Annotated in this window: 25 protein-coding genes and 1 pseudogene; 12 read left to right on the top strand and 14 right to left on the bottom strand. The window is 70.2% G+C overall.

Going from position 1 to position 25123, the window contains the following annotated elements; translation table 11 throughout:
* Nucleotides 1-110 precede the first annotated feature (110 nt).
* From O7626_RS17730 to O7626_RS17715, 4 genes are all read right to left on the bottom strand, one after another.
* Nucleotides 111-842 carry a helical backbone metal receptor gene (locus O7626_RS17730; RefSeq protein ID WP_278062267.1) on the bottom strand — a complete coding sequence of 244 codons (732 nt, stop codon included), beginning with the start codon at nt 840-842 and terminating at the stop codon, nt 111-113.
* A gap of 216 nt (nt 843-1058) precedes the next feature.
* Nucleotides 1059-2666 carry a PQQ-dependent sugar dehydrogenase gene (locus tag O7626_RS17725; RefSeq protein ID WP_278062266.1) on the bottom strand — a complete coding sequence of 536 codons (1608 nt, stop codon included), beginning with the start codon at nt 2664-2666 and terminating at the stop codon, nt 1059-1061.
* Nucleotides 2667-2824: 158 nt separating this feature from the next.
* Nucleotides 2825-3598, bottom strand: coding sequence for an FAD-dependent oxidoreductase (locus O7626_RS17720; protein ID WP_278062265.1), 774 nt, complete (start codon nt 3596-3598; stop codon nt 2825-2827).
* 4 nt (nt 3599-3602) lie between these two features.
* Nucleotides 3603-4157, bottom strand: coding sequence for a hypothetical protein (locus O7626_RS17715; RefSeq protein WP_278062264.1), 555 nt, complete (start codon nt 4155-4157; stop codon nt 3603-3605).
* A gap of 311 nt (nt 4158-4468) precedes the next feature.
* On the opposite strand from O7626_RS17715, the gene O7626_RS17710 reads away from it, so the two are divergent.
* A complete protein-coding gene (locus tag O7626_RS17710; RefSeq protein ID WP_278062263.1) occupies nt 4469-5065 on the top strand; it encodes a TetR/AcrR family transcriptional regulator in 597 nt (198 codons plus the stop codon).
* Nucleotides 5066-5116: 51 nt separating this feature from the next.
* Here O7626_RS17710 and O7626_RS17705 read toward each other — a convergent pair whose 3' ends face one another.
* The gene (locus O7626_RS17705) at nt 5117-5338 is read right to left on the bottom strand and encodes a hypothetical protein (protein WP_278062262.1); all 222 of its coding nucleotides are present in this window, start codon (nt 5336-5338) and stop codon (nt 5117-5119) included.
* Nucleotides 5339-5664: 326 nt separating this feature from the next.
* Between O7626_RS17705 and bla the strand changes: the two genes are divergently transcribed.
* Nucleotides 5665-6603 carry a class A beta-lactamase gene (bla, locus tag O7626_RS17700; RefSeq protein ID WP_278062261.1) on the top strand — a complete coding sequence of 313 codons (939 nt, stop codon included), beginning with the start codon at nt 5665-5667 and terminating at the stop codon, nt 6601-6603.
* 184 nt (nt 6604-6787) lie between these two features.
* On the opposite strand, the pseudogene O7626_RS17695 reads toward bla, so the two are convergent.
* Together O7626_RS17695 and O7626_RS17690 are read right to left on the bottom strand one after the other, a co-directional pair.
* Nucleotides 6788-6928, bottom strand: a pseudogene (locus tag O7626_RS17695) (LysR family transcriptional regulator); the annotation flags it as partial.
* A gap of 92 nt (nt 6929-7020) precedes the next feature.
* Entirely contained in the window at nt 7021-7389 is a 369-nt protein-coding gene (locus O7626_RS17690) for a MerR family transcriptional regulator (RefSeq protein WP_278066203.1), read from the bottom strand.
* 338 nt (nt 7390-7727) lie between these two features.
* Here O7626_RS17690 and O7626_RS17685 point away from each other — a divergent pair, with 338 nt between their 5' ends.
* Together O7626_RS17685 and O7626_RS17680 are read left to right on the top strand one after the other, a co-directional pair.
* On the top strand, nt 7728-9116 hold the full coding sequence (locus tag O7626_RS17685; RefSeq protein ID WP_278062260.1) for a hypothetical protein: 1389 nt from the start codon (nt 7728-7730) through the stop codon (nt 9114-9116).
* Entirely contained in the window at nt 9101-9937 is an 837-nt protein-coding gene (locus O7626_RS17680; protein WP_278062259.1) for a hypothetical protein, read from the top strand. The genes O7626_RS17685 and O7626_RS17680 overlap by 16 nt, the downstream gene beginning before the upstream one ends.
* Before the next feature lie 69 nt (nt 9938-10006).
* On the opposite strand, the gene O7626_RS17675 is transcribed toward O7626_RS17680, so the two are convergent.
* From O7626_RS17675 to O7626_RS17645, 7 genes are all read right to left on the bottom strand, one after another.
* Complete coding sequence (locus O7626_RS17675; RefSeq protein ID WP_278062258.1) at nt 10007-10663, bottom strand: response regulator transcription factor; 657 nt, start codon at nt 10661-10663, stop codon at nt 10007-10009.
* Entirely contained in the window at nt 10660-11814 is a 1155-nt protein-coding gene (locus O7626_RS17670) for a histidine kinase (protein WP_278062257.1), read from the bottom strand. The genes O7626_RS17675 and O7626_RS17670 overlap by 4 nt, the downstream gene beginning before the upstream one ends.
* A 22-nt stretch (nt 11815-11836) precedes the next feature.
* On the bottom strand, nt 11837-12586 hold the full coding sequence (locus tag O7626_RS17665; protein WP_278062256.1) for an ABC transporter permease: 750 nt from the start codon (nt 12584-12586) through the stop codon (nt 11837-11839).
* Nucleotides 12583-13479 (bottom strand): ABC transporter ATP-binding protein, encoded by an 897-nt coding sequence (locus tag O7626_RS17660; protein ID WP_278066202.1) that lies wholly within the window; start codon nt 13477-13479, stop codon nt 12583-12585. Before O7626_RS17660 ends, O7626_RS17665 begins: the two co-directional genes overlap by 4 nt.
* A gap of 544 nt (nt 13480-14023) precedes the next feature.
* A complete protein-coding gene (locus O7626_RS17655) occupies nt 14024-14845 on the bottom strand; it encodes an alpha/beta hydrolase (RefSeq protein ID WP_278062255.1) in 822 nt (273 codons plus the stop codon).
* A gap of 19 nt (nt 14846-14864) precedes the next feature.
* Nucleotides 14865-15434, bottom strand: a complete 570-nt coding sequence (locus O7626_RS17650) for a DJ-1/PfpI family protein (protein ID WP_278062254.1) — start codon at nt 15432-15434, stop codon at nt 14865-14867.
* Between the two features lie 88 nt (nt 15435-15522).
* Complete coding sequence (locus tag O7626_RS17645) at nt 15523-16266, bottom strand: GntR family transcriptional regulator (RefSeq protein WP_278062253.1); 744 nt, start codon at nt 16264-16266, stop codon at nt 15523-15525.
* A 300-nt stretch (nt 16267-16566) separates the two neighbouring features.
* Here O7626_RS17645 and O7626_RS17640 point away from each other — a divergent pair, with 300 nt between their 5' ends.
* From O7626_RS17640 to O7626_RS17605, 8 genes are all read left to right on the top strand, one after another.
* On the top strand, nt 16567-17955 hold the full coding sequence (locus O7626_RS17640; RefSeq protein WP_278062252.1) for an extracellular solute-binding protein: 1389 nt from the start codon (nt 16567-16569) through the stop codon (nt 17953-17955).
* A gap of 101 nt (nt 17956-18056) precedes the next feature.
* Nucleotides 18057-18902, top strand: coding sequence for a sugar ABC transporter permease (locus O7626_RS17635; protein WP_278062251.1), 846 nt, complete (start codon nt 18057-18059; stop codon nt 18900-18902).
* Nucleotides 18902-19813, top strand: coding sequence for a carbohydrate ABC transporter permease (locus O7626_RS17630; RefSeq protein ID WP_278062250.1), 912 nt, complete (start codon nt 18902-18904; stop codon nt 19811-19813). Before O7626_RS17635 ends, O7626_RS17630 begins: the two co-directional genes overlap by 1 nt.
* A complete protein-coding gene (locus O7626_RS17625) occupies nt 19813-20880 on the top strand; it encodes an ATP-binding cassette domain-containing protein (protein ID WP_278062249.1) in 1068 nt (355 codons plus the stop codon). Before O7626_RS17630 ends, O7626_RS17625 begins: the two co-directional genes overlap by 1 nt.
* Nucleotides 20880-21956 (top strand): ABC transporter ATP-binding protein, encoded by a 1077-nt coding sequence (locus tag O7626_RS17620; RefSeq protein ID WP_278062248.1) that lies wholly within the window; start codon nt 20880-20882, stop codon nt 21954-21956. The genes O7626_RS17625 and O7626_RS17620 overlap by 1 nt, the downstream gene beginning before the upstream one ends.
* A 277-nt stretch (nt 21957-22233) precedes the next feature.
* Nucleotides 22234-23694, top strand: coding sequence for an NAD-dependent succinate-semialdehyde dehydrogenase (locus tag O7626_RS17615; protein WP_278062247.1), 1461 nt, complete (start codon nt 22234-22236; stop codon nt 23692-23694).
* A complete protein-coding gene (locus O7626_RS17610) occupies nt 23691-23840 on the top strand; it encodes a hypothetical protein (RefSeq protein WP_278062246.1) in 150 nt (49 codons plus the stop codon). Before O7626_RS17615 ends, O7626_RS17610 begins: the two co-directional genes overlap by 4 nt.
* Nucleotides 23833-25083, top strand: coding sequence for an iron-containing alcohol dehydrogenase (locus O7626_RS17605; protein ID WP_278062245.1), 1251 nt, complete (start codon nt 23833-23835; stop codon nt 25081-25083). The genes O7626_RS17610 and O7626_RS17605 overlap by 8 nt, the downstream gene beginning before the upstream one ends.
* The last annotated feature ends 40 nt before the right edge of the window (nt 25084-25123 follow it).

Genomic DNA, 25123 nt, shown 5'->3' with positions numbered 1-25123 from the left:
CCAGCCGGCCGGCTACCCGGATGATCGGGCGCGACCGGAGGTGGCCTGGCCGTCACCGGACGGCAGTCAGCGGATCCGGCAGGCAGCCGATCCGGCAGGCAGCAAAGACGTCAGTCAGCGGATTCGGCTGCCGGCCGGGCGAGCTGGGCGGCCAGGAGCCGGGGTGCTTCCGCGAGTGAGGGACCGTACCAGGTCAGATGTCGGCCGGAGACCAGGGCGCAGGGAATGCCGGGGAATGCCTCGGGGCCGTCGGTGGGGGAGAACGGGTAGGGCTCGTCGGGTAGTACGACGAGGTCTGGCGCTGCGGCACGCAGGTCGTCGAGGGTGGGCCGGGGGTACCGGTCGGCGGCTTCGGTGTAGAGGTTGCGCAGGCCGAGCCGGCGGAGCACGTCGGAGGTGAAGGTGTCGCCGCCGGCCACGATCCACGGTCGCCGCCAGACGGGGACGACGACGCCGCGCGGCGGTGTGGTGGAACCGACGGCGGCCCAGGCGGTGCGGGCCTGGGCCAGCCATCCGGGTTCCCGGCTGCTGCCGAGCTCTCGTAGCAGGTCGGCGAGTTCGTCGAGGGCCTGGTCGACGGTGCGCGGATAGGTGAGCCGAACTCGTACCCCGGCCGCCTCGATCGCCTCGGCGTCGGAGCGCTGGTTCTCCTCGACGTTCATGAGTACGACGTCGGGGTGCAGGGCGAGTATCCGGTCGAGGTCCGGGTATTTGCTGCCGCCGACGCGCGGCACGTCCAGGTCGGCGGGGTGGGTGCAGTAGTCGGTGGCGCCGACGAGGAGTCCGGGCAGGGTTGCCGCGACGGCTTCGGTCAGCGACGGTACCAACGACACCACCCGCACAGCCGTTCCTCCTCCTCCGCGCTGGCCCGGGGTCCATTCTGGCTGGTGCCGCGCCCGTGTCTGGAGCGCGGCACGCCCGCGGCGTCGAGGGTCGGTGTCAGCCGTCATCGGTCTGCCCGGACATCGCCCGCCCCGGCCCGGCACCGGCCGCGCCGCGTGGGGCACCCGGCCATGGCCAGGTGTTCCCGCGCTGCCGGCACCGTACCGATCGGCCGTTCAGTCGCGCTGGTCGCCGAGGCTCACCTTGAGGATCTTCTCGTCGCTGTTGTTCGGGATGCTGTCCTTGTCCCCGCCGGTGCTCGTGGTCAACCACAGGTTTCCGTCGAGGGTCGGCTCGACCGTGCGCAGCCGGAGGTACGTGCCGACGAAGTACTGCTGGATGTCGGTGAGCGTGTCGCCGCTGATCACCGCGCGGTACATCCGGTTGCCACGCAGGCAGGCGGTGTACAGCACGTCCCGCACGATCGCGATGCCGCTGCACGACGCGTCGGCGACCGGGTACGTGTGGATCGGCGCCACGAAGTTCGGGTTCGCGCAGTCGCCGACCGTTCCCTCGCAGGCGGGCCAGCCGTAGTTGCCGCCCCGGACGATGATGTTCGTCTCGTCCAGGACGTTGTTGCCGAACTCCTGCTCGAAGAGCCGGCCCCGGGAGTCGAACGCCAGCCCCTGCGGGTTGCGGTGGCCGTAGCTCCACACGTGGTTGCCGAAGGGGTTGTCCGACGGGACGGCGCCGTCCGGACCGAGCCGCAGCACCTTGCCGGCCGGGTCGTCGACGTCCTGCGCCCGGTCCGGAGTCTGGCCGTCTCCGGTGGCGGCGTAGAGCATGCCGTCGGGGCCGAAGCGCAGCCGGCCGCCGTTGTGGTACTTGTTGCGCGGGATGCCGTTGACGAGCACCTGCACGGTGTCGGTGCGCAGTGTGGTGTCGTAGCGGATCCGGACGATCCGGTTGTCGGTCGTGGTGGTGTGGTAGACGTACAGCCACCGGTCGCTGGCGAAGTCGGGGGACACGGCCAGCCCGAGAACGCCACCCTCGCCGCTGGTGCCCGCGGTGCCCGGCACCGTGCCGATGCTGCGCTTCTCGGTGCCGTCCGGGTTCGTGGCGACGATGTCGAACAGGTCGCGCCGGCCGTAGAGCACGCTGCCGTCCGGCAGTTGCACCAGCCCCCAGGGCAGGTCCTCCTCGGTGGTGATCACGGCGGTGCCGCAGACCGCGCTCGTGCAGGCGGGTCCGGTGTGCACGGTGACCGCGCTGCTCGTCGCCGAGCTGTTGCCCTGGGCGTCGCGGGCGACGACGGTGTACCGGAAGTCCGTGTCGACGGCCAGCCCGGTGTCGGTGAACGAGGTGCCGGGTGGTTTGGCGGCCGTGCCCGCGATGGAACCGACCGCCGCGCCGTCGCGCAGGATGGTGTAGCCGGTGACCGCGACGTTGTCGCTCGACGCCGACCAGGTGAGGGTCACGTCCGTGCCGTTGACGCTGGCGGCGAGGTCGGTCGGCGTGCTGGGGCGCTCCCTGTCGCGCTCGCAGAACGGCGGCGTGATGGTGAGCGTGGCGCTGGCCTGGGACACGTTGCCGGCGGCGTCGCGGGCGTTGACGTACCAGCCCCAGGTGCTGCCCTGCACGGCGGTGAGGGTGGCGGTCAGGGTGGTGCCGTTGACCGCGGTGACGTGCTGACCGTCGTGGTAGATGTCGTAGAACGCGACGCCGACGTCGTCTCGGGAGGCGGACCAGGTAAGGGTGACGGATTGGCAGGTCGTCCGGGTACTGCGCAGGTTGCTCGGCGGGGTGGGCGGCGTGGTGTCGGCGGCGGCCCGGGCGGGCGGCACGGCCGTGGCGGCCGGCTCGTCGGCCGGGGCCGCCGCCGGCGGAACGGCAGCCTGCCCGGGCGCCCCGGCCAGGATGGTGCCGACGCAGGTCAGCAGGGCGAGCGAGGCAAGATCTCTGGGACGGCAGGGCCTGGTACCAGTACCTCGTCGGCCTCGACCTACCCGCCGTCGGCGAGCGTGAGGTGCACCTTGCCCTGGCCGTCCCGGGTCACCGACACCGCCTCGGCATCCGGTCGCACCGAGACACCGGACTCGCGCAGCGACCTGCTGACCAGTTCGCCGGCGAACGGCTCGGCCAGCGGCAGCACACCGTCCCGGGCCAGCACGGTGACCACGGATCCCAGACTCGCGTACGCCGTCGCCATCTCGGTGGCCACCACGCCTCCGCCGAGGATCGCCAGCCGGGCCGGCACCTCGGGTGCGGCGGCGGCCTCCCTGCTGGTCCAGGGCCGGGCCGCGGCCAGGCCGCTGATGTCGGGAACCAGCGCGCCGCTGCCGGTCGCGACGACCACCGCATGCCGCGCGGTCAGCGTCGTCGCGACACCGCCGGCACCGGTCACCTCGACGACCCGATCGGCATCGATCCGCCCCTGGCCACGGAACAGCGCGATTCCGGCCGAGTCGAGCCAGGACGACTGCGCGTCGTCCTTCCAATCCGAGGCGATCGCGTCCCGGCGCCGCAGCACGGCTGCCGGATCGAGGTCGCCGGTGACCGCCTCGCGGGCGCCGGGCAACCGGCGGGCGGCCCGCAACGCCGACGCGCTGCGCAGCAACGCCTTAATCGGCAAACACGCCCAGTACGAGCACTCACCACCGACCAGCTCCCGCTCCACGATCGCAACGGTCAGACCACCCCGGACGACCCGGTCGGCGACGTTCTCTCCGACCGGCCCGGCACCGATCACGACCACGTCGAACGTCGTGTCCGGCACGTCACTACCCCTTCGTCGCGCGGCCGAGCCGGATGGCCGAGACGAGGAAGAAGATCGCGCCGGGAATCGCGTAACCGACCGCGTTGGTCAGCGCCGGGTCGGTTGCCGAGGCGCTCGCGACGAACGACCCACCGGCCAGCACCGACAGGCCACCACTGAAGATCATCGGCCATTGACCACCCATCCTGCGCCGGGTGACTGCCACGATCAGCTGCACCGTTCCGGCCACCACCGCCCAGGCACCCCAGACCCGTAGGACCGCCGGAATGCCGGACGTGGCAGCCAGGGCCAGGCCGACCGCGGCCAGCGAACTGACCGCGATGTTCAGCTGGAGCAGGCGGTGCGCACCGGTGCTGCGGGACGCCCGGGCATCGACAACGGCGGCCGCCACGTCGAAGAGCGGATAGAGCACGAACAGGGCAGCAACCACGGGGTCGAGTTCGTCGGCGATCGCGAACATCACGGCCGCCCAGACGATGGCGAACGCGAAGCGTACGACGTACAGCCGCCGCAGGGCGGCCGCCGTCGTCGAGATGCCGGGGGCGGCAACGGTGGTCATGGTCATCCTCTCGTCGGTTCCCGGAGCCGCCGCGACGATGAGGCGCGGCGGCCGGAACGCCACTCGTGCAGAACGAACGTTCTGTCGCATCCAACGATGACAACTCCATTCCCCGTTGTCAACACCGAACGTTCTACCTCTCGGGCTGGCCCGGCGACTTGTGTCCCATTGCGGCCCAATGGCCGAATTTCGCCGTCCCTGATCGAGATATGATCATGGTTGCGCGGGCGTTGGCCCGAGAGGATCCTCCGTCTGGGACGGCGTGTGCTGGCTCGGTGCCGGACCGAACGTTCTATCGCTATACTGACCCCATGGCGCGTACCGAATCCGCACCCCGGCCCTCGGAGGCACGACGCCGGCTGCTCAGCACGGCGTCCAGGATCTTCTACGCGGAGGGTATCCACTCGGTCGGCGTCGACCGGATCATCGCCGAGGCGGAGGTCACCCGGGCCACCTTCTATCGGCACTTCCCCAGCAAGGAGGACCTCGTCCTCACCTACCTACAGGGCGTCGACGCGGCCATCCGCGCCCAGGTCAACGGGGCCGTGTCCGGCGACCTCCCGGCGGGTGACACCGTCCGGGCCGTCGCGGCGTCGATCGCCGAGGGCATCCGGTCGCCCGGCTTCCGCGGATGCGCCTTCCTGAACGCCGTGGCCGAATATCCGGACCCGGAAAGTCCCGTACGCCAACTGGTCCTCTCACACCGGCAGTGGTTCCACGACACGATGCACACCCTGCTGGCCCGCGTGCACAAGAGCGAGGCCGAGGCCGCCGCACAGCACTTCGTCATGCTGCGCGACGGGGCCATGGCGGCCGGCTGCCTGTTCGACCCGGTCCTGATCTGCGAAACCTTTCTCCGTGGTGTCGACGGGCTCGTCACGACGCACGACGCGCGCCGGCCCGCCTGACCGGCCATCCGCCAGCCGGGACGTCCGCCCGACGGGCACGGGTTCCGCCCGTCACCGAGAACCGGGGGTGAGCAACGCACTGGTCCCGGCCGGTGACGGGCGGAGTGCGACGGCTCGCAGGGCGACGTCCACGGAGGCTTGCAGTTCGGCACGGGTCGCGCCAGCCGCGGCGTGCACGGCGTGTCCCTCGCTGAGTGCCATCACGAACCGAGCCAGCGCCCGTGGGTCGACGCCGTCCGGAAGGTCGCCCTCCCGGGCCGCTGCCTTCGGCATAGGCGACCGGTGGCGGAAAGCGCCAGGACCGTGGTTCGGCTGGCCACGCTCGGCCCGGACGGCCCCACCGGAACCCTGACCGACAATTCGGCGAACTGCCCTGGTAGCCGCCTCGGGTTGGCCCGCAGTGCCGGAGACCGGATGTCAGGGGCAAAGCGTCTGTAGCCCGGCTCACACGCGTCGCGACCCACCCGCGTCAGGCGATGCCGGATCGGCATGAAGGCCGTCACTTCGGTCTTCGACCGCATAGCGGATTCCCGCCAGAGTCGAGTCCTGCCCGACCGGCGTCGTTCGCGCCGGGCTCACGGCATCGACAAGGAGCGATGATGGTTCTTACGACACACCGTCTGGTGGCCGCGGTGGCGGCGATGTCCCTGGCCGCGTGCGGCCCGGCTGACGCCGCCGAGCAGCCGACGCACGACCGCGGAATGACGCCCACGGCCACCGCGTCCACGCCCACGGCCACCGCGTCCACGTCCGCCGCCACCGACCGGGACCGCGAGTTCCGACGGCTGGAGCAGAGGTACGACGCGCGGCTGGGAATCTACGCGATCGACACCGGCACCGGCCGGACCGTGGGTCACCGGGCCGACGAGAGGTTCGGCTACGCCTCGACGTACAAGGCGTTGGCCGCCGCCGAGGTCCTCGACGAGACCACGGACGCCGAGCTGGACCGGGTGGTGCGGTACTCGGCAGACGACCTGGTGACCTACTCGCCGATCACCGAGCGGCATGTCGCGGAGGGCATGACGCTGCGGGCCATCGCCGACGCCGCGGTCCGACACAGCGACAACACCGCCGGCAACCTGCTGTTGCGCCATCTCGGCGGACCGCAACGGTTCGAGAGAAAGCTGCGCGGGATCGGCGACCGGGTCACGGACGCCGCACGCTACGAGACCGAACTCAACGAGGCCCGGCCCGGCGACCGGCGGGACACCAGCACACCCCGGGCGCTCGCCGAAGACCTGCGCCGGTACGCCGTCGGCGACGCCCTCGACCCGGCGGACCGCGACATCCTCAACAACTGGCTGCGGGGCAACACCACCGGCGCCGCGCTGATCCGCGCCGGCGTTCCCGAGGGCTGGGTCGTCGGTGACAAGACCGGGGCCGGCGGATACGGCACCCGCAACGACATCGCGGTGATCTGGCCACCGGACCGCGCGCCGATCGTCCTCGCGGTGCTGTCCAGCCGCGACGAACAGGACGCCAGCTACGACGACGCCCTCATCGCCCGGGCGGCGGAGATCGTGGTCTCCGGGTGGTGAGGGGCGACCGAGGACCGGGGGGTTCCGGATGCACGCACGTGCTGACAAGGTACTGACCGGAGCGGTGTCGCCGCTCGGCCGCCGCCGGTGGGACCTCGGCCGCCGCCGGTGGGACGGCGTGCCGGTCGGCTAACCCCACCAGGGCAGGGTGCCCGTCCGCAGGTGGTCGTGCAGGCTCCGGGCGCCGCGCCCCGAAGTGCTCCTCCAGGGCGGCGATGCGGCGGCTGGCGACCGACTGGGGAATTCCCGCCGCGGCGGCGCCGGAGGTGAAGCTGCCATGGCCGCTGACGGCGACGAACGCTCGACAGGCGGCGACCAGATCCATGCGGCGAACCTATACCCGGAGTGCATGGACGAGGCGGCACGGTACCTGATCGGCATAGTTGCGTCGGCCGCCGGAGACGAGTGCGGCGCGGGTCACGCGCTGGCGAGTTCGCTACGGTAGGCGCGGTTGGCGGCGATCAGTTCGTCGAGTACCGCACGGGTCTTGACCAGGTCTTCGATGTGCACGTCGAGCCGGTGCCGCTCCTGACGCATCCGCTCCAGCGCCGCCTCGGAGGCGTCCGCACTCGGGGCGTCGACGCAGGGCAGGAGATCGACGATTGTCCGGCTGCTCAGGCCGGCGGAGAACAGCCGCTGGATGAGGAGGATCCGCTCGACCTGGCCCTCGGAGTAGCGGCGGTGCCCGCTCGGGCTGCGCAGGCTGGTGAGCAGGCCCTGCTCCTCGTAGTAGCGCAGGGATCGCACGCTGACCCCGGTGCGGGCGGCGAGCTCACCGATCCGAATGGTGGTCATTCCTGCCTTCCGTCGAACCTCACACTTGTGTGAGGTCCAGGTTACCCAGGCGTCGAGACGCCGCGAAGGACACCACGGCACAGGGGCCCGTGACGTGGTGTCGTCGATGTCACCGGGCCGGCGAGGACAGCGGTGGCTTCGGTCTCCACGACGAAATCGGGAGCGAAGAGTGAGGTTGTTTCGCCCTTCGTGGGGTATGCCCACCTCGCCACACGGGCGGCGTCGGACGAAGCCGAGCGGGTCGGGGTGGCCAGCCGAGGCTGGGCCGGCCCTGCGTGTCGGCGGCCGCGAGCAGCAGGCTACGTAACACGCCGGGGGGCCGGTACCGGATGAATCACCGAGAGGCGGGCGGGCGCGCCGGGGACGACGGTGTGGTGGAGCTGCGGGTGCACGGGGTCTCCGGTACCGGCCCGGACGACCTGCTGGATCGCCCGCACGTGCAGCAGGTGGCGGGCGACCACAGGGGCGGCTTCTACCGACCGCGGCCGGACAACCACGAGGGCGGCAAGGCGGACGGAGTGACGCTGGAGGCCTACCGCTGGAACAATCTTCCTGCTGGCACCGCTGTGCGGACGTTGTCGATGGTGATCCTGCTGCCCTTCATGCTGATCAACCTGGCCATCTGGATGCGTCCGGCCGGCGCCGGCCCCGACCCAGTGATCAAGGCCCTGTGCCGGTTGTTGGCACTCACCCTGACCGGGATGTACGTGCTGAGCTTCGTCGGGGTCGCGCTGGACGTGATCGGGTGGAGGTGCATGTCCTCGCCGGTGTGCCTGGCCGGACGCAGTTGGCTCTCCTGGCTCGGGGGACGTCCGGCCGGGGTGCGCCTGGCGGTGCTCGCGCTGGCGCCGGCGGCGGCCATCGGCCTGGTGTGGGCGCTCAGCGCCCGCCCGGCACTCCCGTTCCACGTCTTCCGTGCGACCGACCAGCCCCTTCCGGCGCACCGGCGCACCGCGATCGGCCGGTGGGACACCGAGCCGCTGGTCGGTCGACTGCGCTCGATTCACGTCGCGGCGGCCTTTGCCACGCTGGACCTCAGTCTGCTCGGCGCCCGGACCGCACAGAATCTCGCGATCGGCACCGTCGTGCTGACGGTGGCTGCCGGGCTGCTGCTGATCGCGTGCGCGATCCTGCTCTGCACTCCACCCCTGACCGCGCCCACGGAACGGCAGCTCGACCGCTTGGTCGGCGTGCTGCGCACGACCGCCCTCGGCCTGACCGTGCTGGTCCTGATCCACCTCCTGACGAGTTCGGCCTCCTGGCCGGAGCGGAACGGGCTGCCCGGCTACAACCTGACGGTCGTCTGGCTGTTCATCGGCCAGGCGGTGCTGCTGGCCGTCCTCGGGGTGGTGCTGTTCTGGCACCGGGACCGACGGCCGGGTGTCGCACGCTCGCACGGGTTCGGCGCCATGGCAACCGCCGTCGCCGCGATCAGTCTGGCGCTCACGTTCTCCGCCGAACTCGCCTATCGGGTGTCCGACGTCCTGAACCGGGGCGCGCCGACCGCCGAGGCGCTGATCACCAGCCCTCCGCGTTCCTGCATCTGGGCCATCCTCGGCTTTTCGCTGGCGGTGCTGGTGACGCTGGCCGTCGCCGGCCTGGTGTCGCTGGCGTCCCGACCGGGACGGATCCGTGCCGCGTCGTCGATCGTCGCCCGTGACTTCCCGGACGCGCCGCCGATGCCACGCCCCGGCTGCGGCAGGTGGGCAGGACCATAGCCCGTGCCCGGTTCACCGAGACTCTGGTGCCGCTCGCGGTGCTCTATGCCTGCCTCGCCGGAGTCGGCATCGCGGCGGTCGCGCTCGGCCTGCTGCCGACGTCTCCCAGCGAACTGGTCCAGCGCTACGTGGGGCTGCCGGTCGGCTTCGTCAACTTCGCGATCGGCTTCGGCAGCTATCTGATCGCCGCCATCATCGTGGGTCTGATCGTCGGCGGGATCTTCGCCCACCGCACCCCTGGCTTCCGGCGGTACGTGGGCGTGCTGTGGGACCTGGGCACCTTCTGGCCCAGAGCCGCGCACCCGTTCGCGCCACCGTGCTACGCCGAACGGGCCGTTCCCGAACTGACCTGCCGGATCACCTACCTCGTCGACTCAGGAAACGCGGTGGTGCTCACCGGGCACAGCCACGGTTCCGTCCTGCTCGCCGCGAGCGTGCTGCAGCTGCCGCCGCGGATCACCGACCGGATCGCCCTGCTGACCCACGGCTCGCCACTTCGACGGATGTACGCCCGGCTCTTTCCCGCCTACGTCAACGACGACGTGATCCACGAGATCGCCGACCGGATCGGCTGGCGGTGGGTGAACCTGTGGCGGGACACCGACCCCCTCGGCGGCAGGGTCTTCCCGGCGCGGCGACCCGACGAGGCACCCGACGCGTCCGACCGGAAGCGGACGGTGGACCGGCGGATTCGCGACCCACGCGGCGTCACCGCTCCGGCCGGCGACATCTTCCCGCCACCGATCAGAGGACACAGCCCCTGCGAGGCCGAGGGGGCGTTCGACGAGGCGGTGCGCAACCTCGCCGGCCACCTCCGCTGAGCAGGCGGTCGCGGGCAGCCTCCTCCGCGTTGCCCGAAGCGGACGACGTGTAGTCGTGGCGGCAGCTGCTCAGGCGCGTGGTCGGACCAGGCCGTTGTCGTACGCGAAGATGACCGCCTGGATCCGGTCCCGCGCGCCGATCTTGGCCAGGACGCGTCCGACGTGCTTCTTCACCGTGGATTCGGTGAGGGTGAAACGTTCGGCGATCTCGGTGTTGGTGGCGCCCTGGCCGATCGCCTCCAGGACCTCTCGCTCTCGCTCGCTCAGGCTGCTCAGGCGGGGATCCGCACGTGCGGTCGGCGCCGGATCCTGGAGGTAGGCGTTCATCAGCTTGCGGGTCAGGCTGGGAGCCACCACCGAATCGCCGCTCGCGACGGCGCGGATGCCGGCGATCAGCTCCTCGGGGCGGGCGTCCTTGAGTAGGAAGCCGCTCGCGCCGGCTCGCAGTCCCGCGTAGACGTATTCGTCCAGGTCGAAGGTGGTCAGCATCAGTACGCGGGTGCGCGAGCCAGCCGAGGTGATCCGGCGGGTGGCCTCGATGCCGTCCATGCCGGGCATGCGGACGTCCATCAACACCACGTCAGGGCGGGTCTGTTCCGCCATCCGCACGGCGTCGGCGCCGCCCGAGGCTTCGCCGACCACTGTCATCTCGGGGGTGCCGTCGAGCAGCATCCTGAACCCCATGCGCTGCAACTGCTGGTCGTCGGCGATCAACACGGTGGTCATGAGGGCTCCTTGAGGACCACGTCGACGAGCCAGCCCCGCTCGGCCGGGCCGGTGACCGCCACCCCGTCGTACATGGCGGCGCGTTCCTGCATCCCGAGCAGGCCGTGGCTCGGGGCCGCCGGTACGCCGTGACCGTTGTCGCGGACCTGTACCCGTACCTCCCCGTCTGCGACAGCGAGGGTGACGTCCGCGGCCGCGCCGCGTCCCGCGTGTTTGAGGGTGTTGGTGAGCGCTTCCTGGACGATGCGGTAGACCGCGAGCTGCACGCCCTTGCCGAGGGTGTGTAGCTCGCCCGAGGTGGAGTAGGTGACCGGCAGCCCGGCCGCCCGGATGCTCGGCAGCAGCCGGTTGAGGTCGTCGATGCTGGGCTGTGGGCTGAGCTGCGGATCGGTGTCCCCCTCGCGCAGTACGCCCAGCACCCGGCGCAGTTCGGACAGCGCCTGCCGGCCGGTGTCACCGATCAACCGAAGCGGTTCGGCGGTCTGCTCGCCCCGCGTGGTCGCGAGCGCGGCGCCGCCGTCGGCCAGGCCCACGATCACCGACACGTGGTGGCCGACGATGTCGTGCATCTCGCGGGCCACCCGGGCCCGCTCCTCGGCGACGGCGAGGCGGGCCCGTTGATCCCGCTCGACTTCCAGGCGGGCGGCGCGGTCCTCGAGTGCGACGAGGTACGCCCGGCGGGTGCGCACCGCGACGCCGGACGCGACCGCGGCCGCCGACGTGCCGATCACCAGGAACAGCGTGACGATGCGGTTCTCCGTCACCGGGTTGAGCAGGTAGATCTCGGCGACCAGCAGCGCGACGGTGATCGTGGAGGACCAGGCCAGCGCCCGCCACGAAGCGCGGGAGGCCACCCCGAACAGCATCACGAGCAGGATCACCCCGGCGCCGACGCCGACGTCGAGCAATCCCTCGATCAACTCGATGGTCGCGGTGACCAGGAACGCCGGGAACGGGTACCGCCGCCGCCAGTACAGCGCTGGTAGCAGGACCAGGGTTGCGATGGTCGCCGACAGGGGATTTTCGATGATGTTGGGGATGCTGAAGAGCACGAGCGGAACGGCCACCAGGGTGTCCATGACCCACGGGCGGCGCCGGTCGAAGGCCCGCAGTCGTGCCTGCCGGTCCACCAGCCATCCCTGCCCGCTCATCTGCCGATTCTCCCTTACCCGCTCACGCGTCGGTCGCCCTGAGCCGGTACGCCGCCGCGCCGAGCGTCACGATCACGTACCCGGCGAAGACCGCGAGGCCGGCCCAGGGCGCCAGGGCGCCGTCCGCCTGGTTCAGCGCCATCACGGCGCTGCCGGCGTTGCTGGGCAGGTACGGGGTGATGGCCTCGGAGATCGAGCTCGGCAGTAGCGCGGCCAGACCGGGCACGATCAGCAGCAGACCGGCCAGGATCGCGATGGCGCCGGCGCTGGAGCGGACGAGCATGCCGAGCGCGACGCCGAGCACGGCGACCAGGCCGAGATAGAGGCCGGCACCGAGCAGGGCCCGCAGCACGCCGTCGTCGCCGAGGCCCACGCCGCCGACCTTGTCGTTGAGCACGGCCGACCCCGATGCGAAGGCGGCGAAGGCGCCGGCGGTCATCGTGACGAAGGCGGCAGACCCGGCCACGAGGATCTTCGACCACAGCACCGGCAACCGACGCGGCACCGCGGCGAGGGTCGCCCGGATCATGCCGGTGGTGTACTCGCCGGCGCCCAGCAGCGCGCCGAGCACGCCGACGGACAGCGCGGCCAGGCTGCTGCCGGACAGGGCCAGGTCGATCGAAGTCAGTTCGTCGCCCGAGAAGGAGGCCGAGGCGATCATGCCGAAGGCGATCAGGAGGAAGACGGAGATGCCGGTCGTGATCCAGGTGGAGCGCAGCGAGGAGAACTTGGTCCATTCGGCGGCGACAACGCCACCAGCGGTGATCTTCATCGGGCGGCCTCGTATTCGACAGCGTCGCGGGTCAGGTCCATGAATGCCTCTTCGAGCGAGGCGTTCTGCGGGGTGAGCTCGAACAGCGGGATGCCACGGGTAGCCGCGGCCAGCCCGATCTCGCGGGCGGAGGCGCCGGCGACGAGCAGTTCCTCGGCACCGGTCGAGGTGACCGTGACACCTGGGCGGGCGATCAACGTGCGCAGCGCGTCGGGGGCGGCGGTGACGACCCGCACACCCTCGGCGGCCACGAAGTCGGCCACGGTGGTGTCGGCCAGCAGTCTGCCTCGGCCGACGATGACCAGGTGGTCGGCGATCAGCGAGACCTCGCTCATCAGGTGCGAGGACAACATCACGGTACGGCCCTCGGCGGCCAGGCCGGTGAGCAGGTTGCGCACCCAGAGGACTCCCTCCGGATCGAGTCCGTTGACCGGCTCGTCGAGCATCACCACGGCCGGGTCGCCGAGCAGCGCGGCGGCGATGCCGAGCCGCTGGCCCATGCCGAGGGAGAAGGCGCCGACCCGCTTGTGGGCGACGGCCGAGAGGCCGGCCAGGTCGAGGACCTCGTCGACGCGGGAGCGCGGGATGCCGTGCGTGCGAGCCATCGCGAGAAGGTGGCTGACCGCCGTACGGCCGGGATGTACTGCCTTGGCCTCGAGCAGAACGCCGATCTCGCGCAGTGGTGCCTTCGACGACGCGTACGGCTTGCCGTTGACCAGCACATCGCCCGCGGTCGGCGCGTCGAGGCCGACGATCATCCGCATGGTCGTCGACTTGCCGGCGCCGTTGGGGCCCAGGAAACCGGTGACCTGTCCGGGCTGCGCGGTGAACGAGAGGCGGTCGACGACCGTCTTCGTACCGTACCGCTTGGTTACTTCGCGTACCTGAATCATGCTCACCACGCTAGGTTCGCGCAGCGCCACGACCCTGGTACCGCAGTCGACACTTCCCGGCCGTCCGTGGTACCCAGGTACCAATGGCGCCTCCTCCGCCCCGGAACGAGCGGCAACGTACCGACCACGACGACCGTCCCGTCGCCAGGACGCTCAGATCTGGTAGCTGTCGGAGCAGGGCACCTCTTCACGCGCGCGAGGATCGCTCAGGGACGAAGACGACGGACGGTACGGTGCCCGGGGGCGCGTCGGCATGACGAGCTCCTCTGAGGGGAAGCTGAACGTCCCCCTCAGAGAGGAGGAGAGATCGGGTTAGTTGGACCAGGTGAATCCGGCGACGTTCCAGAGAGTCTGGGCCTGGGTCACGATGGCGACGACTGCGATGGCGGCCAGGAGCACGGCGACGGTGACGATTCTGATTCGCAGGCTCATGAAATTCCCATCCGGTCAGGGGATTGGTGCGCCCATGATATCGAGACTCCATGGCAGCGAACGTCGGATGATCGGGCGGGTTCGGCAGCAAGCAGCGGACCTGCCGCAGCAATCAGTGACCGGGGTCCCGGCGGAGGAAGCACGACAGCAGTTGCCTGAACTCGTGCGGGTGCTCGATCGCCGGCACGTGCCCGCATCGGCCGAGCACGTGCAGACGGACATCGGCCAGCTGTTCGAGCAGGGGCTGGGCTGCCGTCCCGAGCGGGGTGACCCGGTCCTCGGCGCCGTGCACGAGCAGCACGGGCGCGCGGACCGCCGCCAGCGTCCGCGCCGAGAGGGTGAGCTCGTCGACCCATCGTGCCCTCGGTGGGGGGAACAACGACGCGAATGCGGCCGCCCCCGCTCGCATGGCAGCCGCCCGGGCATCGACGGCCGAGTCGGTCACGAGCGCCTGGTCGAGGACGAGGCGACTCAGCATGTCTCGTGCCCCGAGCGGGCCGGGTGGGGCGGCCCAGATCGCGTCGAGGTCGGCGGAGAGCGGCGCCCCGGGGGCGCCCATCGTCGAGACCGCCACGACCCGGGTGACCTGCTGCGGGCGCTCGGCCGCCAACGCCAGCGCCACGGCGCCGCCCATGGAGTGACCCACCACGGCGTAGTTCTCGACACCGAGCGCGTCCATCAGGCCGGCGGCCTGCTCCGTCCACAGCCGGAGGCCACCCCTGGAGCCCGCCGGGACAGGTGTACGGCCGAAACCTGCCTGGTCAGGAGCCACCAGGTGCCAGGACATGCCCAGCGCCCGCGCCGTCGTTGCCCAGGCGCCGGACCCGGTCGTGCCGGGTCCGGAGCCGTGCAGCATCAGCACCGCGGGCCCGGTGCCGCTCTCCAGAAAGTGGACGGGGGAGCCGTCGACCGTGACGGTCCGAAGTGTCGTCACCTGGGCAGGCCAGGTGTGCTCATGCCGATGCGGGGTTGACGGACTTCGAGAAGACCTCCATCATCGCCCGGCCGAATTGCGGCATGTCGGGCCACCCCCGGCAGGAGACGAGGTTGCCGTCCACGACGTCTGGAGCGTCGACGACCGTCGCGCCCGCGTTCTCCATGTCACCGGTGATGGGTGGGAAGCACGCCGTCTTCCGACCCTTCAGCAGCCCGTACACCGCTGGCACCTGCGCGCCGTGGCACACCAGGGCGATGGGGAGGTTGCGCGCGAAGAAGTGCTCGGTGATGCGCCTGACGTCGGCGTCGACCCGGATCCACTCGGGGGCACGCCCGCCGGGGATGATGAGGGCGTCATAGCGCTCGACGTCGACCTCGGCCCACGGCACGTCGACCGGCAGCTTCCGGCCGTTCTTCTCCACGTAGGCGTCCGAGTTGGGGTCGAACTCGTGGATGACCAGTTGCACGTCACGCATCGTCCGTGACGAGACGTCGACGTCCCAGCCGCCCTCCTGCACGCGATAGTAGGGATACATGGTGTCGAGCTCCTCGGCGGCATCGCCGGTCAGGAGCAGCGCTCTGGGCACCTGCTTCTCCTCGCATCTGGGGGCGGGTGAGCTAGATCCAATCCGATCCGATCCGGTTGAGTTAGCATTCCTCGGGCCAGTCCGCCCGTCAAGCCTGCACCGCCATTCCGTCCGCGCCCCTGGCCTCGTCGAACAATCGTCGGAAACGCTCGCCGGACCGCAAGATGTGCCGACGCATCGCGTAGGCGGCGGCCTCGGGGTCGCGCGCCGCGATTCCGGCCACGACATCCTCGTGCTCGGCCATGGCCAGGTGGGTGACCTGGGTGTCGTGGTGAAGCCGGAAGAGGTGCACGTGACTGTGCAGGCGAGCGAGCGCCTCGCGGATGACCTGGTTCTCCGCGCTCAGGGCGACGAGGTCGTGGAAAGCGGCGTCGCGTAGCCCGAAGGCGCCGTAGGCCATCGGCCCGTTGCCCCCCTCCAGTTCCGCCATCTCCGACAGCATCCGTCGCAGACCGGCCACCTGCGCCGGGGATGCGCGTTCGGCGGACCTGCGTGCCGCCGCCGGCTCGAGGAGCAGGCGGACCTCGAGCATGTCCTCGAATCGCTGACGGGTGATCTGCGGAGGGATGCGATAGCCGGCATGGGGCACACGCACGACCAGACCCTCCGCCTCCATGCGGTTCAGAGCGTCCCGGATCGGCGTCTGCGAGACCCCCAGCTCTCGGGCCAGGACGTCGATCGTGACGCGGGAGCCAGGCTCGATCCGGAGCGACATCAGCTGTCCGAGCAGCGTGTCGTACACCTCGTCGGCGAGCCGGCCGCCAGACCTTCCCGGCGGCGTTCCGCCCGGCACGGCCCTGCGGCCCCGCGCGGTCATCGCATCGTCGTCCATCGTGACGTGAGGGTCCTCTCTGGCGTCTTCGGGAACCTGTTGACATCAGTCACAACGCTGCGACATGCTGACGCCCCCACCAGATCGTATAGGAAAAGTGGCGGATGATCGCGATCTTGCATCGTCCCGGAACCGCAGCGATCGCAGTACGGCCCCTGTGACAGCCCGCAACACGCCTGAACAACCCGGCAACTGCTCGGCGAAGCACATAGCGAGGTTCTAGAAGTCCCCAGCCAGAAAGCAGGCAGGAAGATGCGGTATCAACAGCGAATAGGACGAATTTCCGGTACCGGGCGAAAGGTGCAACTGGCGACGGCGGCCATGCTGCTGGCGGCCGCCACGTCCGTGGCGGCCTGTGGTGACGGCCAGGACGACGGCGCGGAGGCGAGCGCCCCCAAGGCGCCGGCGACCGTCCCGGAGCTCACCAAGGACCCGCTGACACTCAGCTTCATCTGGTTCGAATGGCCTCCTGCCCAGGCACTGGAAGCCTTCGCGAACGCGGAGTACAAGAAGGAGCGGCCGAACGCGACCATCAAGGTCAACACGGTGCCGAACGCGAACTGGCACGACGCGATGTTCACCCAGTTCGCCGCGCGCAAGACCGACTTCGACATCGCGATCCTGGACTCGCAGCACATCGGCGAGGCCGTGACGAACGGCAACATCCTCGACATCACCGACTTCGTCAAGAACAACATCGACGTCACGGCCTACAACCCGTACCTCCTGGCGGCCTACGGCCAGTTCCCCCAGGCGGAGACCGGCAAGCGCGACGAAAACGCCAGCCTGTACGGACTCCCGCTGCTCGGCGACACCTGGACGATGATCTACCGCAAGGACCTGATCGGCGACAAGCCACCGCAGACCTGGGACGAGATGATTTCAGTCGCCGGGAAGTGCCAGGCGGACAACCCCGGCGTCAGCGGCCTGGCTTTCCACCAGGCCAACGGCTCCGACGCCGCGGCCGTAACCTACAACACGGTCAACGGCGTCTACGGCGGCAACCTCTGGGACCCCAAGACGCGCAAGATCGAGGGCGTCCTCAACGACGCCGCGGGCCAGGAGGCGATGGACGTCCTGGTCAACAAGATGAAGCCGCTGACCGCAAAGGGCTCCGGCAACTGGTTCATCGACGAGGTGAACGCGGCGGTCGCCCAGGGCAAGGCATGCATCGCGTTCAACTGGATCGCCGCGAGCGGCGGTCTGCTCGATCCGAAGCAGTCGACGCTCGGCACCACGCGGGAGCAGATTCTCGACAAGCTGGGTTTTGCCACCCTGCCGAGCCAGAAGACGAACCTGGTCCCGCTCGGCGGGATGGGGATGCACGTGTCGGCCTACGCCGCCGAGGCGAACCAGGCGGAGGCCCTGAACTTCATGAAGTGGTTCGAGCGGGCTGACATCCAGAAGAAGTGGGCGGCGGCTGGCGGTGTGCCATCGCGTACGGACGCCCTGTCCTCGCCCGAGTTCCTCAATGCCGGGCCGTTCAACCAGGTGTACGCCGACTCGGTTCCGCGGATGCGGGACATGTGGAACGTGCCCGAGTACGCGCGCCTCGTCGACATCGAGAACACCAACGTGAACGCGGCTCTCAACGGCGCGAAGAAGCCGAAGGACGCGCTCGACGACATCGCCAGGGAGCAGCAGGGCGTGCTCGACTCCGGCAGCCGCAAGGGCGGCGGCGGACTGTGAGTGACCCGGTACCTCCGACGACCGATCACCCCGGGCAGGTGGCGTCCGCGACGCCACCTGCACCGGGGCGGTCCCGCCGGCTGGGCGACCGCGGGATCGCCGTGGCCTTCATTTCCCCCGCGCTGCTGCTGTTGCTCGCGATGTCGGTGTTCCCGCTGCTCTGGGCGTTGTACCTGTCTTTCACCGACTACTCGGCCACCCGTGGCGGGCCGGCCCATTTCGTCGGGTTCGGGAACTACACCGCGATCCTGTCTTCGGCGCAGGTCCACCAGAGGGCCCTGACGACGTTGATCTACGTGGTCGGTGCGGTCGGCCTGCAGACCGTGCTCGGTTTCGCCATCGCCTACCTGATCTCACGGCGCACGCACGGGCGAGGACTGCTGACCACGCTGTTCCTGGTCCCGATGATGCTGTCGCCGGTCGTGGTCGGGCTGTTCTGGCGATTCATGCTCGACGCGCAGTTCGGCGTGGTCAACAGCATGCTCGGCTCGCTCGGCCTGGGGCAGGTGGAGTGGCTCACCCGGCAGCGAACGGCACTGGTCTCCCTGATCGTGGTCGACACCTGGCAGTGGACGCCGTTCATCATGCTCATCGCGCTTGCGGGCCTCACCGCGGTCCCCAAGTACCTGTACGAGGCCGCCTCGATCGACCGGGCGTCGGAGTGGTTCCGGTTCCGCCACATCACTCTTCCGCTGGTGTGGCCGCTGCTTCTCATCGCCGTGTTGTTCAGGTCCATCGAGGCCTTCCGGCTGTTCGACCTCGTCTACATCCTCACCAGCGGAGGTCCGGGTGTCTCCACCGAGACGTTGTCGTTCCACGTCTACAAGGTCGCGTTCCTGGGCTTCAACACCGGAACCGCCTCGGCGTACGGGATCCTCATGGTCCTCGTCGTCATCGTCCTCACGCAGTTCTACCTGCGCTACCTGAACAAGCTCAAGGAGGGCTGATGGCCGTCTCCGTCGACGAGGCCGTGTCCACAGGTCCTGCCCCGGATCACACTCCCCCCGCACGTCGTTTCGGTGGCCGCGGCCGGTCCGTGCTGGAGGTCGCGCTGCTGACCGTACTGGCCGTCGTGATGCTCTTCCCGGTGCTCTGGATGATCGAGACCTCCATCAAGGAGAACCGGGACGTCTACGCCATCCCGGCCGAGTTCTTCGGCTTCGAGGTCACTATGGACCACTTCAGGGACGTGTTCGTCGCCTCCGACGGCGGTCGCTCGACCCTGTCCGTCTCGTTCTTCAACTCGGTCGTGGTCGCCGGGGCCTCCACGGTGCTGGCCACCGTGCTGGGGGTCCCGGCAGCCTGGGCCTACTCACGCTTCGCCGTGAAGGCCAAGAAGGACCAACTGTTCTTCATCCTGTCCACCCGCTTCATGCCGCCCGTGGTGGTCGTGATCCCGATCTTCCTCATGTACCGCCAGGTCGGACTCATCGACAGCAAGCTCGGCCTGATCCTCATCTACGCCGCGTTCAACCTCCCGTTCACGATCTGGATGATGAAGGGATTCGTCGACGAGGTGCCCGCGGAGTACGAGGATGCCGCCATGCTCGACGGCTACACCCGTTTGCAGGCGTTCCGGCGGTTCACCCTTCCCCTGCTCGTGCCCGGCATCGCCGCGACGGCGGTCTTCGCACTCATCTTCTCGTGGAACGAGTTCGTGTTCGCCATCTTCCTCACCTCCAGCGACAGCGTGCGGACGGCGCCACCCGCCATCGCCGGCCTCATCGGCGGCACCACTGTCGACTGGGGTCTCGTGGCCGCCGCCTCCGTGGTCTTCGCGCTACCGGTGCTCGTCTTCGCCTACCTGGTGCGCAAGCACCTCGTCGCCGGTGTGACGCTCGGGGCGGTGCGACGCTGATGGCCGGCATCGAGGTGACCGGCCTGCACAAGCGCTACCCGGACGGGACGGTCGCAGTCGACCACGTGGACCTGTCCGTCGCCGACGGCGAGCTGTTCGTGATGCTCGGCCCCTCGGGTTGCGGCAAGACGACCACGCTGCGGGCCGTGGCCGGCCTGGAGAGGCAGACGGCGGGCGACATCCGCATCGGCAACACGCTCGTCAACGACCTGCCGCCCGCCGAGCGCGACATCGCCATGGTGTTCCAGTTCTACGCTCTCTACCCGCACCTGAGAACCCGCGACAACCTGGCGTTCCCACTGCGGGCCGAGGGACTGCCCAAGCCGGAGGTGCGCGAGCGGGTCGACGAGGCTGCCCGGCTGATGCGGCTCGGTCCGCTCCTGGACCGGCGACCGCGCCAGCTGTCCGGCGGGGAGCAGCAGCGCGTCGCGCTTGCCCGCGCCCTGGTGCGACGGCCGCGCGCATTCCTCATGGACGAGCCTCTCACCAACCTGGACGCGGAGCTGAGGGCGGACATGCGCACGGAAATCAAGCACCTGCAGGGGGAACTGGGGGCGACGATGGTCTACGTCACCCACGACCAGGTCGAGGCGATGTCGCTCGGTCACCGAATCGCCATCCTGAACAAGGGTCGCGTCGAGCAGATCGGCACGCCGCTGGAGGTCTACGACCGTCCGGCGAGTCTCTTCTGCGCTGCATTCATCGGCTCCCCGCCGATGAACCTGATCGAGGTGGAGGTGGCCGACGGGAAGCTGCGCGGTCGGGGCGGACTGGCCCTTACGCCCCCGTCAGGTCTGCCGCGCGACCGTGCCCTGGTCGCAGGCGTCCGGCCGGAGGCGCTGGAAGTCACAGCACCAGGGGCGGAAGGTTCGGTCCCGGCCCGGGTGGTTTCGGTGGAGTGGCTGGGCGACGAGATCATCTACGTGGTCGACCACGGCGGCCAGCCCGACGTACGGGTTCGGATGCCACCGACTGTCCGGTTCGCCGCCGACGCACCGGTCGGGCTGCGGCACACCGGCGGAACCCCGGCGGTCTACGACGTGCGTACGGAAGAGCTGGTGGCCTGATGGGAACCGTGGCAGCACACGGGCTGCGCAAGTCGTTCGGCAAGGTCCAGGCCCTGGACGGGGTGACGCTGGACGTGCCGGACGGCTCGTTCTTCGTCGTGCTCGGGCCCTCCGGGGCAGGTAAGACGACGACCCTGCGGGCGGTCGCCGGCCTCGAGAAGCTCGACGCCGGGTCGGTGCACCTGGACGGGAGGGACGCGACCGCTGACAGCCCGGCCGCACGTGACCTGGCCATGGTCTTCCAGAACTACGCCCTCTACCCGCGACACACGGCGTACGAGAACATCGCCTCGCCGCTGCGGGCACGCCGCTGTTCGTCGAGCGAGATCGCCGCTGCCGTCGAGCAGATGTCGAGCCTGCTGCACATCGAACGTCTGCTGCAGCGTCGTCCCGCGCAGTTGTCGGGCGGTGAGATGCAGCGGGTCGCCCTGGCCCGGGCGCTGGTCCGGCGCCCGCGCGCGTTTCTCATGGACGAGCCACTGACGAACCTCGACCTCAAACTCCGGGTCGAGATGCGCACCGAACTCACCCGCATCCACCGGAGCCTCGGAGCAACCTTCGTCTACGTGACAAACGACCAGGTCGAGGCCCTGTCCATGGCCGACCAGGTCGCGATCCTCAAGGAGGGGAGGGTGCAACAGGTCGGCACGCCGACCGAGGTGTACGAGCGTCCGGCCAACCGGTGGGTCGCGGGATTCGTCGGAAGCCCGCCGATCAGCCTGCTCGCCTGCCACGCCGAGGGAGACCGTCTGGTCGGTGCGGATGGCTGGACGCTGCCGCGGCCCCGCTGGACCACGGCTGAGGACGGTCGTGCGCTGCTGCTGGGCCTGCGCGCGGAGGACCTGTCCGTCGAGCGGCGTGGGGACGCGTCGCTCTCGGGGGAGCTGTACGGGCTTGAACCACTCGGTGACCGGACGGTGGTCGACGTCCGAGTGGGGGCGGAGATCCTCAAGGTCAAGGCACGACCCACCGTCACCGGTACGCCGGGCGAGCGGCTGCTTGTCACGGTCGACCTGGACCGTGCGCACCTGTTCGACGCGGGCACCGGACTGTCGCTTTCCGAGGCTGGGCGGTAACCGCGCCGGGCGGCGGTGGCACCCTGCGCCCGCACGTGGCAGTCGAGCATCGGCGGGCCGCCGCCAGTGGGCACGGCCTGACGACCTTGGCACGGCCGTGGCCCGCCGAGGCGATCGGTGGCGCGGGGCGTCGTCGTCGGACCGGGCCAGGGCCACATTCGACCCGCTCGGGAACCTCGCCCCCGACGAGGGCGAGTGACCCGTCCGTCCGGGCGCAGAGGGCGATCGCCGGGCAGGCACGCCGGACAGCACCGAGAAGATCACAGGAGGCGACGCGATGAGTGACCCGATGAACGTCCTGGCCCCCGAGCACCGGCGGCTCCGGGTCGGCGACGCCTGGCGCGACGCCGCAAGCGGAGCCACCTTCGCCGTCGAGGACCCGGCCACCGGCAAGAGCATCGCCGAGGTGGCGGACGCCGACGCCGTTGACGGGCTCGCCGCTCTGGACGCGGCGAGCGGGGCAATGGCGGAGTGGGCGGCGACCCCGCCGCGGAGACGGTCGGAGTTGTTGACCGCGACGTACCGGGCACTGACCGAGCGATCCGAGGAGGTCGCCCGGCTGATAACGCTCGAGATGGGCAAACCGCTCGCCGAGGCTCGGGCAGAGGTGGCCTACGGCGCCGAGTTCTTCCGTTGGTTCGCCGAGGAGGCGGTGCGCGTCGAGGGGCGCTACAGCACCGCTCCCGCAGGTGGATATCGCATCCTCACCGTGCCGAAGCCGGTCGGACCGTGCGTCTTCGTGACGCCGTGGAACTTTCCGTTGGCCATGGGTGCCCGCAAGATCGCTCCCGCGCTGGCTGCGGGCTGCACGACGATCACCAAGCCGGCGGCCCAGACGCCACTCACCATGCTGTTCCTGGCCCGCGTCATGGAGGAGGTCGGCGTCCCCCCGGGGGTCGTCAACGTGGTGACGACCAAGCGTGCCGGCGAGGTGGTCTCCGCACTGCTCGCCGACAGTCGGACCCGCAAGCTGTCGTTCACCGGGTCGACCGAGGTCGGGCGCGTGCTGCTCCGGCAGGCTGCGGACAACGTGCTGCGTACCTCCATGGAACTGGGCGGAAACGCGGCCCTGATCGTGTGTGCGGACGCTGACCTGGACGTCGCCGTCGACGGTGCAATGGTGGCCAAGATGCGCAACATCGGGGAGTCCTGCATCGCGGCCAACCGGATCTACGTCGAGGAGCCGGTGCGTGAGGAGTTCACGGCGCGCTTCGCCGAGCGGATGGCCGCACTTCCGGTGGGCCATGGTCTCGACGACGGCGTGCAGGTCGGGCCGTTGATCGACGAGGCCTCGGTCACCAGGATCGACGAGCTCGTCGCCGACGCGGTCGATCGCGGCGCCCGGGTCCTGGTGGGCGGCGGGCGTCCGGACGGGTCGGGCCACTTCTACCCGCCCACGGTCCTCGTCGACGTGCCCGAAGATGCGCGGATGCTGCGGGCGGAGATCTTCGGCCCGGTGGCGCCGATCATCCCGTTCACGTCCGACGACGAGGTGATGGCGAAGGCCAACGACACCGAGCACGGCCTGGTCGGATACGCCTTCACCCGTGACCTGCAGCGGGCGCTCCGGTTCGTCGAGGGGCTTCATACGGGAATGATCGGGATCAACCGTGGTCTGATCTCGGACCCGTCGGCCCCGTTCGGCGGCGTGAAGCAGTCCGGGATCGGCAGGGAGGGGTCGCACGAGGGCATCCTCGAGTACCTCGACCTCACCTACGCGGCGATCGACCTACCATGACCGGCCTGCTGCTCCGGGCGCCCGGAGCGCGCGCCCGCACCACCCGGGCGGCCAGCCCTGCCGACGCCGACCCGGTCTCGCAGGCGACCTGGACGTCCGCCCAGCACATCGCCGCCGACGTTCCGGAGAGGCACCGACATGCTTGAGACCGTCCGCGGACCACGTCAGCTGATAGTGGGCGAAGGGGTCGCGCAGAACATCCCACGAGTGGTGGCCGAAAGTGGCTCGCGGGTCCTCGTCGTGACCGACCAGGTTCTGCTGGGGCAGCCGGCCGTGGCGGAGATCGTGGCCGCCGTGCGGGAGAAGGTCGAGATCGTCGAGGTGTTCTCCGACGCGACTCCGGACGTGCCACTCGACGACGTCGCCCTGGCCGTCTCGGTCGCCGCCGAGGTGGACGCCGACGTGATCCTCGCCATCGGGGGCGGCACGGTGATCGACCTCGCCAAGATCGTCGGCGTCATCCGGCGCCACGGTGGGACGCCGCGCGACTTCTACGGCGAGTCGAAGGTGCCGGGGCCGACGATTCCGCTTGTCGCGGTGCCGACGACGTCAGGCACCGGCTCCGAACTCACCCCCGTCTCGGTGTTGACCGACCCGGACCGCGAGCTGAAGGTGGGGGTTTCCAGCGTCCACATCGTGCCCGACTTCGCCATCGTCGACCCCGAACTCACCTACTCCTGCCCGGCGACCGTCACCGCCCACTCCGGCATCGACGCGTTCTGTCACGCGGTGGAGAGCTACACCGCGCGACCCCGGGCCCACGGACCGCGCGACCCGGTGGAGCAGGTCTTCCTCGGCCGCAACCCGATCACCGACCACTACGCGCTGCTGGCCGCGGAACGGATCGCCCGCAGCCTGCGTCGTGCTGTCCGGGACGGAGGCGACACGGACGCGCGCGCGGACATGTCCTACGGAGCCATGCTCGCCGGGCTCGCATTTTCCCACGCGGGCAACGCGGCCCCGCACGCTCTCCAGTACCCCATCGGCGCAGCCACGCACACGCCGCACGGCCTGGGCGTCGGGCTGCTGCTGCCCTACGCGCTGGACGCGGCCAGGGATGCCGTCGCCGACCGGTTGGCCATCCTCGCCGGGGTGTGCGGGCTCGACGTGACCGACGCCTCGGATGCCGAGGCCGCAGACGCGTTCCTCAGCTGGCTCGACGGACTCCTCGCCGACATCGGCATCCCGCCCACCCTGGCGGACATCGGCGTGGCACGCGCCGACCTCCCGCGCTTCGCGGAGATGGCCGGTGGCGTCACCCGCCTGATCCAGAACCATCCCGGCCCGACCGACTCCGCCAGCCTGACCGCGATCCTCGAAGCCGCCTGGACCGGGGAGCGGATCCGGGCGAGCGGCCGGCGGCACGGGAAGGGCCGTACGCTGCCGTGATCCGTCCGGCGAACCGGACCACTGCCCGCGGTGCGTGCAA

The organism is Micromonospora sp. WMMD1102 (assembly GCF_029626265.1).
Lineage (GTDB): Bacteria > Actinomycetota > Actinomycetes > Mycobacteriales > Micromonosporaceae > Plantactinospora.
Note: the sequence above shows the minus strand (reverse complement) of the source record. Positions and strands in the feature narration are given on the sequence as shown.

What these genes read in the sequence shown, in the direction of transcription:
- O7626_RS17610 (WP_278062246.1), top strand. Translation starts at nt 23,691, where the DNA reads ATGACCGGCCTGCTGCTCCGGGCGCCCGGAGCGCGCGCCCGCACCACC.
- O7626_RS17705 (WP_278062262.1), bottom strand. Translation starts at nt 5,338, where the DNA reads ATGCCGAAGGCAGCGGCCCGGGAGGGCGACCTTCCGGACGGCGTCGAC.
- O7626_RS17630 (WP_278062250.1), top strand. Translation starts at nt 18,902, where the DNA reads ATGGCCGTCTCCGTCGACGAGGCCGTGTCCACAGGTCCTGCCCCGGAT.
- O7626_RS17605 (WP_278062245.1), top strand. Translation starts at nt 23,833, where the DNA reads ATGCTTGAGACCGTCCGCGGACCACGTCAGCTGATAGTGGGCGAAGGG.
- O7626_RS17625 (WP_278062249.1), top strand. Translation starts at nt 19,813, where the DNA reads ATGGCCGGCATCGAGGTGACCGGCCTGCACAAGCGCTACCCGGACGGG.
- O7626_RS17670 (WP_278062257.1), bottom strand. Translation starts at nt 11,814, where the DNA reads ATGAGCGGGCAGGGATGGCTGGTGGACCGGCAGGCACGACTGCGGGCC.
- O7626_RS17620 (WP_278062248.1), top strand. Translation starts at nt 20,880, where the DNA reads ATGGGAACCGTGGCAGCACACGGGCTGCGCAAGTCGTTCGGCAAGGTC.
- O7626_RS17660 (WP_278066202.1), bottom strand. Translation starts at nt 13,479, where the DNA reads ATGATTCAGGTACGCGAAGTAACCAAGCGGTACGGTACGAAGACGGTC.
- O7626_RS17675 (WP_278062258.1), bottom strand. Translation starts at nt 10,663, where the DNA reads ATGACCACCGTGTTGATCGCCGACGACCAGCAGTTGCAGCGCATGGGG.
- O7626_RS17710 (WP_278062263.1), top strand. Translation starts at nt 4,469, where the DNA reads ATGGCGCGTACCGAATCCGCACCCCGGCCCTCGGAGGCACGACGCCGG.
- O7626_RS17615 (WP_278062247.1), top strand. Translation starts at nt 22,234, where the DNA reads ATGAGTGACCCGATGAACGTCCTGGCCCCCGAGCACCGGCGGCTCCGG.
- O7626_RS17685 (WP_278062260.1), top strand. Translation starts at nt 7,728, where the DNA reads ATGAATCACCGAGAGGCGGGCGGGCGCGCCGGGGACGACGGTGTGGTG.
- O7626_RS17715 (WP_278062264.1), bottom strand. Translation starts at nt 4,157, where the DNA reads ATGACCACCGTTGCCGCCCCCGGCATCTCGACGACGGCGGCCGCCCTG.
- O7626_RS17645 (WP_278062253.1), bottom strand. Translation starts at nt 16,266, where the DNA reads ATGGACGACGATGCGATGACCGCGCGGGGCCGCAGGGCCGTGCCGGGC.
- bla (WP_278062261.1), top strand. Translation starts at nt 5,665, where the DNA reads ATGGTTCTTACGACACACCGTCTGGTGGCCGCGGTGGCGGCGATGTCC.
- O7626_RS17665 (WP_278062256.1), bottom strand. Translation starts at nt 12,586, where the DNA reads ATGAAGATCACCGCTGGTGGCGTTGTCGCCGCCGAATGGACCAAGTTC.